Raw genomic sequence first — 11,047 nt, forward strand, 5'->3', positions numbered from 1 at the left:
CGCCACTGCTAAATTGGAACGTCCTATTCGGCGATCGGATTCGGTAGCAATGTTCCTCACTGCTCAGAAGGCCCACTCCCCGCCGAGAGAGCCACCGACAGAATCGCGGTGTGGACGGTTCGAAGATCGGACTCCTGAATCGTGGCGGCCGCTTGGAATCGCTCGCGGGCGCTCGCGACTGTCTGTGGGTCGGCGGCAAGATGTGCGAGGACGAACCCATCGACATCGACTCGTCGAGCAGCCTCGAAATCTGCCTCCTCGTACAGGGTGGCGAAGTCTTCGACGAGATTCGAGACGAGTGCGTCCGTCGCGTCGCCACCGGGATCACCCGCGGGAATCGTCGAGACGGTCGGATCGAAGTACTCACCGTAATCGACGACGCCCGCTTTTTCGTACAGGAACTCGGAGAGTCCCTCGAAGACGGCTGCCGAGACGTAGACGCCGAACAGTTTGTATCGGTCGGCACCAGTCCTCGCGTTTCGATTGTCTCGAGTCATCGCATCTGATTTCCTCACTTGCGCGTTCGGACGCTACGCGCCCGAGAACAATAAATCGCGGTCGTCGCTGACCGGCAGCATGCTGCGAGACTGTGGCTAGCAATCGAGTGCCGCCGAGTTACTACCCGACGAGCATAACACCGGTGCAATACCGGTGGGATGACCGCGTTCCTCACGCTTCCGAGGACCAGGAGCCAACCGTCCGGAGACCGGGAGTACCGTAACGGAGTCGAGACTTTGATTTGAGACTGAGAACACCGTACAGAGCGTCCGGGCCGCGGAAGCAGAATTCCAAGACGGTCTCGTGGTGACAGATTACTACAGGGTACCAGCCGTAGCCGGTTCCGCCACGTCTCAAACGTACCCGCAGTTCCGTCGAATCGGCGTAATTCTGACCTAACGGTTTCAACTCTCCGTGTCTCGATACCGAACTTCGGTACTATCGCGGGTCGGTCGATTTCTTCTGCGTCCGATTGCGCCACAGTTCGTATCCGAAGCCGACCACGGCGGCGATGCCATAGCAACCGATCAGAAACGGTATCCAGTAGTACTTGAGTTTGACCCCCGGTGCAATTGCGTTGCCGAACGCGGTGCCGAGGACGTATAGTACGTAGCCCGGAAGCGCAAGCGGAGTCCGTAGAGACGACTCGAACCGACCGATTGCCAACGGAACGACCAGCAGCCCGTAGGTAACGAGCGTGACGGGACTCGAGAGGGCTCGCCGAATTGCAGCCATCATTGGTTTCGGTCCACCTCGAGGAGTCCGTGTAGAGCAAGCGTCTTTGCTGTCGCCAACCGCGTGAACTCGTTTCTCGCGTTCTGATCGAGCAAAAAATCGGTCGTCTCGAAGAGGTATGCTGTCGCCCCGACCTCCCGAATCGCCTTCTGGAAGAGCAACGGGCCGCCACTGTGCGTTCGGTGGGCTGATATCCGGTGGAACGGCATATGCCAGGGAACCGCCACGTCGTTGAGGTAGGCCGCGAGTTCATCACCGGCGGCGTCCGCCGAGTGATAGACTGCCTGGCCGACGTACTCCTCGTGGATGCCAACGATGCCAAGCGATCGGTGGAGGTCGAGCACGACATCGGGTTCGTAGCGCTGGACAGCGTCCCAAATACCTCGCGCGAGGTCGCTTGTCGGTTCGCTGTCGGCCGGAAAGTGGCGGTTCAGGTCACCCTCGGGTCCCGCTCGCACATTTTCGTCGGTTGCGACGCGATTAGTCTTCGGAACGATAACGAGCGTTCCCGTATCGGGTTTCCAGTCGACGACCTCCTGTGCGACCTCGATTCCAGTTCGTTCGTCGCCGTGAATGCCGCCGAAGACCATCGCTGTGGGGCCGTCCCGCGTCGCGACCCGTTCGTAGAGCGTTGTTTCGTGAACCGTGCCGGGGAGGATCGACTCCGACTCGGTCGAAATTTCGGTATCACCATCGCGTTGGCGCGCTGCCGTCAGGAGGGCCTCGTCACCGGGTGGTCGACTTACAACGCCACTGGCGGCCGCACTGAGAATGGTCGCACTGGCGATCAACGTATTTCGCCGCTTCATAGTATGTCCCAGATCAGACTGCATAAAGCACCTTCTCATCGATGTTGGTAAATATATCGCATTTATGATTGTTCTCGAAATCGAACGGAGTTACTACGTGATCAACGTGGTTGCATGTACTGGTCGTTGGTGGGTGATCTGGCCCGTCCTGTGGACGGACCGATCCACCCGAAAGCAGTGACGCCACTGTTCGCGATCTGCAACGAAACAAATCTCACTTAAGTCACTCAAATTGATAAAACGAATGTTTCTCTTTATATTGACTACTCCAGATGAAAAGGTGAGATGCAGGAAAAGACACGCCTACAGCGTCGAACAGTTCTTTCCGCTACGGGGACGGCAACACTGCTTGGCGTTGCAGGAATAGCAACCGCCGAGGCACCGTCGACTGTCGCCAACGCACCCGTTCCGGGCTCGGCGGACGCATACACGTATCCGACGATGGGAGTCGACGGCGATGACGTACCAACCGCAACGGTGTACGGCAATTTCAAGTGTCCGTACACCCGGAAATTCGTTTCCGGAAACCTTTCGGCCATAATCGACGAATTCGTCAGTACGGGCCGACTCAGGCTTCAGTTCTACAACCTTGCGTATCAGCCTGGAGATACGTCGTCGTTCTTCATTTCGAGTAGTGATCCGCGTTGTGCAGCCATGGGAATCGGAACGTGGGACGAAGACCCGAGCAGTTACTGGCAATTCTTCGCCGAGACGTTCGACGATCCACCGAGCGGGTACGTCGATTTCAGCGAACTTACGTCACGAGCCCGATCGGCCGGTGTCTCGAACGCCGACCAAATAGCCGACCGAGTACGGGCAGGCGAGTACGACGCCGAGGTCGAGCGGGTCAGTGCCGCAGCGGCGAGCGACGGTGTCACGTTCACCCCCACATTCGAACTCGGGGGTGACACGACTGCACCACACCACGGAACCCAGGCGATTCTTGACTGGATCGAATCGCGGCTGGATGACGAACCGACCGCGTCAACCGAATCGACCGAATCGACCGAATCGACCGAATCGACCGAATCGACCGAATCAACCGAATCGACCGAGTCGAGTGACTCAGCCGATACAATCACCGAGAACGAGACGGATCGGACAGAAGCTGGATCGGGTGATTCGACCACGTCCGAACCGAACGATACTCCGTCTACAACCGGTTCGGAAGGGGAATCGACCGACTCCGACGAGTCCGTCATCCAAACCCAGATGCGGAACGTCGACGACACCGAAGACGCAGGTGCGATCTGGGACAAGAAGTGTGATCGGACCGATGTCTGGGGATTCGACGACGAATGTTAACGGAACACTCGAGCTGATCCATCGCGGGCGCTTCGAGATTCGACTCACTATTTGTGGCACTATATGTAGCTGATCCGAACAGGTTCGCCAGCTGCTGGTGTCGCAGGAGGAGTTGCCTGGAACACCCATCCACACCGCCGAACTGACAGCCATTCTGACTGTCGAAAACACCTGTGGTATCGACGGCAGACGCCCGTACCCAGTGAAGTCTGGTAGAATCGAAACCGACAGCGGAGACGAACGGAACCCAATCAGCGCCGCTCGAGAGTGTGATAAACAACCATCAGTTCGACTATACTTGCCTCTTCTGGTAAGTGGGGTGATGATTATCTATATCGATTCGATATATTATTTTGTACTGATAGTATCTTTCCAGGTATGGACGACATAATCGAAAAATATTGAATTTCTATAATTTTGTCAGAATTTATCTGCCATTTCGGAAGAAAGCATTGAAAATTCGAAAGTATGCAATTTGTATCCGTAAATTTTGCTATAAATTTATACTACTAATAGTTCGATATATTTATATAAGGGAGAATGATCATATTCAGAACAATTACGATCAAGACTTGAACGCGAACGGATGGCGAAATGAGCCATGCCGGGAATACCCAGGAACCTACACGCAATCGACCCTGGGACCAACAAACGTGCTCGAGGTGAGGTGAACTACTCCGCCCTCCCGCGCTCGGGCCTCCCCGGCTCTTGCTTGGTGCGGACGGAGCGTCCTGTTTCTGTGTCGGAACGTGCAGGAACAGATCCCACAGCGTCCACAAGACGCGGAGCGTCTCGTGCGGCCCGGCAGAACGCCGTTGACGTTCTGCGGACGGTTCCAGACTCCGCAGGCGACTTCCCGTTATAGGTGGTTCGGAGTGTCCCACTCCTACCGGTTGGACACTCGACCACAACCGACGATGCACGCTTGTTGTCGCGTTTGAACACCGCCGGAAGCATGGTGAGTATCTTATTACCACCTTCAACCGAAGGGATAATAAGGGTGCTGATTCACACGAAACCAAGACGTGCGGGCGCTGTCTCCCCTCCCTGCTCGCTTCGCTCGCTGAGGATAGCGCGGGACCGTCGGTCCCGCTGACCATGCGAACGGCGTCGCCGTGAGCAGAAGGGGGCTGAGCGCCCTCAATTACAGCTAAATCTCGCGGACGTACGTATACGTGTCCGAAAGGGCTTCGGCATCTTCCCGGAGCAGGGCCACGACCAGACAATCGACGTATTCCTCGAAGTAATCCACGAGGTCGCCGATTCGATTCGAATCGATCGCCTCGAGCGAATCCAGTAGCATGAACGGAACGATTTCGTGAACGTCGTGGACCAGATACCCCGCGAGTGCAAAGACGAGTCCAGTGACCTCACGTTCGCTTTCAGAGAGGTGATCGACGGTATCCTCGTAGGTCGACCCAGCCTCCGTCGTTCGGACGATGTGAAGATCGAATGCCGATCGTGTAACCTTTCTACGACCTTCTCGAACCGTCTTCTCCCGTCGCTCGATCCAGATGCGATCGATGTTCCGATACTCGAGGATCGAGAGGATCGAACTCATGTGGTCGTTGAACGCATCAACAGCGTTTTCCTCTATGCGATCGACGCGCGTTCTGAGATCGATTAGTTCGTCGTCAACGGTTTCCCGGCGTTCCTCCAGATCACCGCGTTCTTCGATTTTCGCTTCGATTTCGTCGATTCGGTTATCGACCTCCTCGCGCTCGGCTTCGAGATCCTCGAGTTCGAGCTCGAGGCGGTTCAGTTCGCGGTGTGTGTCGATAACGTCGCTGTAAGCGGCATCATCGAACGCATCGGCGTGCGATTCCAAGTCGTCGACGCGCGCCCGTTGCTCTTCGAGACTCGTTTCGAGTTCGTCGATGCGTTGTGAGCGTCGCTCGAGTTCGTCCTCAACCGACGAAAGCCGCGTTTCCAGTTCACCGCGCTTTTCGGTTTGTTGGCGAAGTTCTTTCCGACGTGCCGCAAGATCGTCGATTTGCTCCTGCAGATCGCTTCGTTCCTCGAGTTTCGCCTGCCGGAGCGATCGGAGTTGCTCGAGGGTCGAATCGATCCGTTCCCGGTCAACCTGTGAGCCACACGTCCAGCAGACGACGTCGGTCGAGTCCGCGAGGAGCTGTTCGGTGATGGCCCCGTCTTCCTCACCGTCTGATGCATCCGATGCGCCAAGATCGAGAGCGAATCCGTCGTCCGCGAGGCGGTCCTCGTTGAACCGAACCACGCTCTGGAGTTCACTCACCGTCGTGTCGAGGGATCGCTTTCTGGCGCGAAGCTCCTGAATCTGCCCCTCGAGGCGATCGGGCGACTCGTGCTCGTCGTCGACGGCCTCGAGTTCCGTCTCGAGTTCGTCGCGTTCCCGTTCGAGTTCGGCGTAACTTTCCCGTTCCGTCTCCAGATCGTACTCGATCGACTCGAGTTCCGTACGGGCCTCCTGGAGGTCGGCAAATGCGGACTCGATCTCTTCTTTCCGATCGCGGCTTGCATCGATGTCGAGATCGAATTCCTCGAGTTCGGCTTCGAGGTCCGCGATTTGCTCCGCCGTTGCGTCAATCTCGTCTTCGAGTGTGACGCGTCGATCCTCGACGTCGGGTAACTCGGTTCCGAGTCTGGACAGTTGCTCGAGTCGGTCGTCCAGATCCCGCTTTTCGGCCTCGAGCATGGAAATCTCCGCTTCGATTTCGTCCGTATCGATCGGTCGCATTATGAGTTCCCGGAGGTCCTCGCTGCCCCTAACAGCCCGGCGGGCTTCATTGGACTCGAGCAGGAAGGCGAACAGATCTGCGAGTTCCGGATCCTCGAGATACGGATCGCCGTCGAAAACGACCTCTCCGTTGCGCCGCTCGAGGTATCGCGTGTATTGTTCGTCGTCGAACGATAATTCGACGTGACCGGCGTCCGCGTCTCCTTTCAACGACGACCGTCGACTGCCGAGTGCGGCCATGATCGTCTGGAGAAACGACGTCCGATTCGTCGCGTTCCGGCCAGTCAGAACGTTTACGCCGGGTTGCAGCAGTACATCGGTGCTGTCAATACCGCCGATATTCTTCGCCTGGACGGTGATCGAGGAGGTGACTGACTCTGGAGATGACACGAAGGTTTCTTCACGCCGCTGAATATAAATGTTATTTGGTTGCGGTGGCCTTCCCTGATCTCCACGTTATTCAACCGGTGTGACGTCACAGTCACATCCCCCTTGTTCGAGTAATTCGGTAACAGGGTAATCCGTACCACAATTTCCACAGATCGCGCGAACGTCGACGAAAACGTCGTAATTTCGGTTGGCGATTTCGCCCGCGTTTCCCAACTCCTCGAGCGTAGATTCGGTGACGACCTGCGTGCGACCAGTCAACCGCTGAATCGTCTCTTTTTTTCGTTCCACCCGATCGTCGGAATCCTCCTCGGGGAGGGAGGCGTCACGAACGTTCGTCAGGTACGTATATACCGTCTGATGGGTCAAGAAGTCCGATCGGACGTCGTCGATATCTACCCCCGATCGCTCGAGTTCGCGCCGTTTGCGAACCGTTTCGGATCGAGGCACGTCGTCATCGGTGAGCGTCCGATAGAGCGCTTCGATATCGGAATCCAGGACGGACGCCCCGGCCTCGCGCAGGGCCGATCGTAGCACGGCCTGATTAAACTCGGTCGCTAAGTCCCGAAGACTCGTTCGCTCCACCCCATCGCCGATCCACTCGGCCTCTAATCGGTCTCCCATCCCCTCGAGTTCGTACGTATCGATCACTCGTTCGACCTTGGATCTCCGACGGCCGGTCGAGTCGTCTGTCATAGTGAACGTGACAGTGTCCGATAGTACAAATGTTGTGGTCTGCTTCGTTTTCACGCTTCCCCACGGTGTCGCTTACCGCTCGAGGTGACAGACGCATTCATTTGTCACGCCGGTTGATTAAAAGAAATCGACAATACAGGTATACTATTTACGACGCACAGACCACCAACGTACTTCTGACTGAAGTGAGACTGGAATAGCTATTGCAGTGATAGTATTGTGAATACTGAACAAATCAATCCCTCATATGGGCCGGTCCTCGACTCCGATAGTGACGAAATCGGTCCGCTCTCGTTTCAAGCGGGCGAATGTGACGGCTGCGTTTTTAGGAAGGCAGTTTCGAGCACGATAACTTGTATGTCTGATACAATATTCACGGCTATCCATCCTGACAGTGTTCTCAGTACTAGCGGCTAGTTGGTGCTACGTCGGTGCCACGAATATAGTGTTACGTGACACTGTCAAATACGATTAGACGTGCTGCCCTGGGAGGACGGATGGCGACGCGGACTGAGCCCTTCGCGGATTGGTTTCACCGTCATTATGAATCAAAACCTCGTCACAATCCCGTCGAACGGATTTTCGGGCATCAGTCGGGCGTCGTCTTATCCGCGTTCCTCTCAGACGAGCTTACCAGTTGCTATTCCGGATTGGGCTACGCATTCATTCAATATCGTTTCTCGAACATCCCGTTGTCCGGGCGTGACATGAAAGTTGACAACTGGTAACACGCAGACGTTTCCCTGGGATGTCAGCTTCCGGTGCCATCGTCGGCACGGCCGTCCTGGGAGGGGGTTCTGGCTCCGTTGCATCATCTGTAGCCAGGCTCGGAGATGGAGACGACGCCAATCTCCAGCCGTCGTACTACTGCAACAGCGAGCAGGACATCGGATGGGACCTGACGAACCGTTGCCGAGACAGCATTCACACGCTACGGATCGAACTGGGGCTACCCGAGCGCGGCGAGTCCGGGCGAACAGAGCACGTCGGAGTCGATCGATCGAAGTAGGCTCAGAGGAAGGGTGCGAAATTATCGCAACCTACCACTATTATCCGCACAACGGCGAATCGAACCTGCAATACCTGCGGAACGCGGCCAACTGATGAGTCGATCACTACGACACCCTCTCGGTAAATACCAGGTCCAGGTCGACGTAATGAACGGTCGGGACGGTCACGACGTCACCGCCAGTGAATGGGCTTCGGCATACGACGACGCAATCAATGCTGTCTGGAACGTGACCGACTACCGTGGGCCGACCGTCACCGGTACCCGTAGTGGGAAGCCTGAACCGTTCTGTGATCGAGCGTGACGAGCGTCTTCGACCACGTATCGAAGCAACGACGTGTCGAACGATGGGAGCCCAGCCGTGCCGGTACTCGAGGGCGCCCATCGTGGGAGGCCGACCAGTCTCCCCTGCCGGTCGGGACTGACGAAGCCACGTCCTCGAGCACCCCTCGACTCCTGTTCAGTACCTTCTACAGACTGAACAGGCCGAGTACCTTGGAGTCGTTCGAAAATATTCGATTATCGTGACCGATTGGAGCGACGTTCTGCGAGGTTCGCGACCCCTTCGGTTTCACTTGACGACGAGGCGTGAAGCGTCTCAACCACGTGACCCCGAGGCGGTTCAGGATGTCGATGCCACGTCGCACCGACGACTGCCTGTCCGTCTGCGCGAAACAGGGTCCACGTCCTATCGGCAGTAGTGTCGGACGATTGGTATCTGAAATTGCGAGTGTTCGTCCGTTGTCCATCGAAGATTCGGACGGAAATGCCCACCGGCGGCAGTCTGCGGGACAAAAGCGGTCTTCGAGTGGTCGTGCCGAACCGTCACATTGGGGGATTTACCGCCAGTGTTCAACAGGCTCCCGTCAGGCTCGAATCGGTTTCCGACGGTCAAACGTCGCAGCTCTGACGACAAGACCGGTCGTATTAGCGACGTCGTCCTCGAGCGATGACGCGGTCGCCATTTCTTTACAGACCTAATTTTGTAAAGGGTCGTGGCCGGCGAAATCCCCGGCCCTTCAGTGTCCGTCCACGGAAATACTCCCTCCGCATTCAAATATATAGAATATTCACCTATTCTATATTATGATTTGCTATATTGGGACTTACGTCCACAATTGATTTAGTCGATCGACCACTCACCGACTGGACAGAGATCCGATTCCCACCTACAAGAGCGCTTATAGTGGGTTTAAATGGCCTATCCCGAACGGCCGACGAGTAATTTGATTGATGACTCCGACGGAAAATACAAAAAATATATATGAGAATTAAAATCCAGAAATCAAAAAATAGCACTGTATTACACTTTAAACAATATTTGGTGAATTATTAGTGGACAAATTTGACAAATAGCTCGAAATGAGGATTTTTGACCAAGTTCTGTAGAATTGTGTAAATATTGGTATTCTATGCCAGCAATATAGTAACAATAGTATTATGTTAGTGGGGTCCTTTCGGTTCTAGAATTCTTCGACGATACATCGTCGTCTCGGAAGTCGGCGGTCACCAGACAGTCGAAGGTGTCAGTCACGGGTTGTAATCTGATTCAATAGTATAGCCACAGGTCGGTAATTTTACTTATATTCGTTCCATCACATCGAGAGGCAGTTTATTCCTTCTACACTGGAAGAGTAAAATTCGGCATGCACCGAAATTCGCGTCGGGAAACTGTAGCTCTGAACTAAGACAAACTTAACTCTGGTTTCTTATATTTTCCAATCGTATCGCCCATACTTTTATACTCGTTGACCTTACCGTTGGAACATGCGAGCCGCCGTACTCGAAGAACATGGAGAACCACTCGTCGTCACCGATGTCGATTATCCCGAACCGGCGCCCGACCAGGTCGTCGTCGAAACCAAGGCGTGTGGGATCTGTCGGAGCGACTGGCACGCCTGGCAGGGCGACTGGGAGTGGATGGGTATCTCGCCCGAGTCGGGCCAGATATTTGGCCACGAGCCCGCGGGTGTCGTCTCCGAGGTGGGGGCCGACGTCGAGACCCTGAGCGAGGGTGACCGCGTCACCGTCCCGTTCCACCTTGGCGACGGCACCTGTCCGTACTGCCAGAACGGCCAGTCTAACGTCTGTGATACCGGGATACCGCTCGGCTTCATCGACGCCGCGCCTGGCGCATACGCCGAGGCCTTCCCCGTCCGCGAGGCGGATTTCAACGCCACCAAGCTCCCCGACGGCGTCGAATACGAGGAGATGGCCGCGCTGGGCTGTCGCTTCATGACGGCCTACCACGGCATCGCCGACCGGGCGAACATCCGCCCCGGCGACGTCGTCGCCGTTCACGGCTGCGGCGGTGTCGGCCTCTCGGCAATCCACATCGCCAACGCCCTCGGCGCCATCCCGATCGCGGTCGACGTTCAGGAGGAGAAGCTCGACCGCGCCGAGAACCTGGGCGCCGCAGCCACCATCAACGGCGCCGAGATCGACGACGTCCCCGGCGAGGTCCAGGCCGCCAACGACGGCCAGGGCGTCGACGTCGCCGTCGACGCACTCGGCATCCAGGAGACCTGCCACAACTCCGTGATGTCGCTTTGCAAGACCGGTACTCACGTCCAAATCGGCCTCACCGAGGGTGACACCGCCGGTGAACTCTCGCTGCCCGTCGACATGATGACGCTCCAGGAGCTCAACTTCCACGGCTCCTACGGCATGCCCCTCAACCGCTACGAGGAGCTGTTCCGCCTCATCGAGCGCGGCACACTCGAACCGCAGAAGATCATCGGTCAGACGCTCTCGCTCGAGGACGCACCCGAAACGCTGGCTTCGATGGACGACTACGAAACGGTCGGTATTCCAGTTATCACGGAATTTTGAGATATCGACGCTGGGTCGCCAGTTTCTGGACTCCGGCCGGTCCGCGTTCAGATTCGAGCA

At 56.4% G+C, this 11,047-nt stretch carries 9 protein-coding genes; 4 read left to right on the plus strand and 5 right to left on the minus strand.

The genetic code is table 11. From position 1 onward, the window contains the following. Positions 1-56 precede the first annotated feature (56 nt). The 3 genes from NJU76_RS17645 to NJU76_RS17655 all read right to left on the minus strand — a co-directional run bounded on the left by NJU76_RS17645 (position 57) and on the right by NJU76_RS17655 (position 2,042). Positions 57-497: a hypothetical protein gene (locus tag NJU76_RS17645; RefSeq protein WP_254530667.1), complete on the minus strand. Its 441-nt coding sequence runs from the start codon at positions 495-497 to the stop codon at positions 57-59. Between the two features lie 439 nt (positions 498-936). Continuing rightward, positions 937-1,236, minus strand: a complete 300-nt coding sequence (locus tag NJU76_RS17650) for a hypothetical protein (RefSeq protein WP_254530668.1) — start codon at positions 1,234-1,236, stop codon at positions 937-939. Next, the gene (locus NJU76_RS17655) at positions 1,233-2,042 is read right to left on the minus strand and encodes a succinylglutamate desuccinylase/aspartoacylase family protein (protein WP_254530669.1); all 810 of its coding nucleotides are present in this window, start codon (positions 2,040-2,042) and stop codon (positions 1,233-1,235) included. Before NJU76_RS17655 ends, NJU76_RS17650 begins: the two co-directional genes overlap by 4 nt. Positions 2,043-2,327: 285 nt before the next feature. Between NJU76_RS17655 and NJU76_RS17660 the strand changes: the two genes are divergently transcribed. Continuing rightward, complete coding sequence (locus tag NJU76_RS17660) at positions 2,328-3,347, plus strand: DsbA family protein (RefSeq protein WP_254530671.1); 1,020 nt, start codon at positions 2,328-2,330, stop codon at positions 3,345-3,347. 1,150 nt (positions 3,348-4,497) lie between these two features. On the opposite strand, the gene NJU76_RS17665 is transcribed toward NJU76_RS17660, so the two are convergent. Both NJU76_RS17665 and rdfA read right to left on the minus strand, forming a co-directional pair. After that, positions 4,498-6,453, minus strand: coding sequence for an archaea-specific SMC-related protein (locus tag NJU76_RS17665; RefSeq protein ID WP_254530673.1), 1,956 nt, complete (start codon positions 6,451-6,453; stop codon positions 4,498-4,500). A 66-nt stretch (positions 6,454-6,519) separates the two neighbouring features. Further along, positions 6,520-7,146 carry a rod-determining factor RdfA gene (gene rdfA / locus NJU76_RS17670; protein WP_254530674.1) on the minus strand — a complete coding sequence of 209 codons (627 nt, stop codon included), beginning with the start codon at positions 7,144-7,146 and terminating at the stop codon, positions 6,520-6,522. Between the two features lie 748 nt (positions 7,147-7,894). Here rdfA and NJU76_RS17675 point away from each other — a divergent pair. The 3 genes from NJU76_RS17675 (at position 7,895) to NJU76_RS17685 (ending at position 10,987) form a co-directional block, all read left to right on the plus strand. Continuing rightward, positions 7,895-8,155, plus strand: a complete 261-nt coding sequence (locus NJU76_RS17675) for a hypothetical protein (protein ID WP_254530675.1) — start codon at positions 7,895-7,897, stop codon at positions 8,153-8,155. 148 nt (positions 8,156-8,303) lie between these two features. Then, entirely contained in the window at positions 8,304-8,459 is a 156-nt protein-coding gene (locus NJU76_RS17680; RefSeq protein ID WP_254530677.1) for a hypothetical protein, read from the plus strand. 1,463 nt (positions 8,460-9,922) lie between these two features. Further along, positions 9,923-10,987, plus strand: coding sequence for a zinc-dependent alcohol dehydrogenase family protein (locus tag NJU76_RS17685; RefSeq protein WP_254530678.1), 1,065 nt, complete (start codon positions 9,923-9,925; stop codon positions 10,985-10,987). The last annotated feature ends 60 nt before the right edge of the window (positions 10,988-11,047 follow it).

It is taken from the genome of Natrinema gelatinilyticum, from assembly GCF_024266705.1.
Taxonomy (GTDB): Archaea; Halobacteriota; Halobacteria; order Halobacteriales; family Natrialbaceae; genus Natrinema; species Natrinema gelatinilyticum.